Origin of the sequence: Microbispora sp. H10670, assembly GCF_014161385.1 — a bacterium.
Taxonomy (GTDB): Bacteria; Actinomycetota; Actinomycetes; order Streptosporangiales; family Streptosporangiaceae; genus Microbispora; species Microbispora triticiradicis.
Genome location: NZ_JABBWW010000101.1, coordinates 1 through 593, shown reverse-complemented (window position 1 = coordinate 593; position 593 = coordinate 1). Strand labels below are relative to the sequence as shown.

1 protein-coding gene is annotated in these 593 nt (G+C 70.0%); it reads right to left on the bottom strand.

Going from position 1 to position 593, the window contains the following annotated elements:
* On the bottom strand, positions 1–593 hold a 593-nt coding region (locus tag HHX33_RS34735; protein WP_182878262.1), incomplete at both ends, for a sugar phosphate isomerase/epimerase family protein.

The window sequence follows — 593 nt, the reverse complement described above, 5'->3', positions numbered from 1 at the left end:
GGGGTGATGGCGTTGAGTGCGCGGATGTAGGCGAGGGACTCGGGTGCGCCGTGCAGCCGGTCCATGCCCGCGTCCTCCCACTCGATGGAGATCGGGCCGTCGTAGCCGATGTGGTTGAGCGCGCGGAAGCACTCCTCCCACGGCACGTCCCCCCGGCCGGTGGACACGAAGTCCCAGCCGCGGCGGGGGTCGGCCCAGGCCAGGTGGGAGGCCAGCCGGCCCCGCCGCCCGTCACGGGTGGCGACCCGGGCGTCCTTGCAGTCCACGTGGTAGATCTTGTCGGCGAAGTCGAGGATGAACCCCGCCGGGTCGAGACCCTGCCACACCATGTGCGAGGGGTCCCAGTTCAGCCCGAACGCCGGCCGGTTGCCGATCGCCTCCAGCGTCCGCAGCGTGGTGTGGTAGTCATAGGCGATCTCGCTGGGGTGCACCTCGTGCGCGAACCGCACCCCGACCTCGTCGAACACGTCCAGGATCGGGTTGAACCGCTCGGCGAAGTCGGCGTAGCCGGCCTCGATCATCGACGGCGGCACCGGGGGGAACATGGCCAGGGTGTGCCAGATCGACGATCCGGTGAACCCGACCACGGTCTT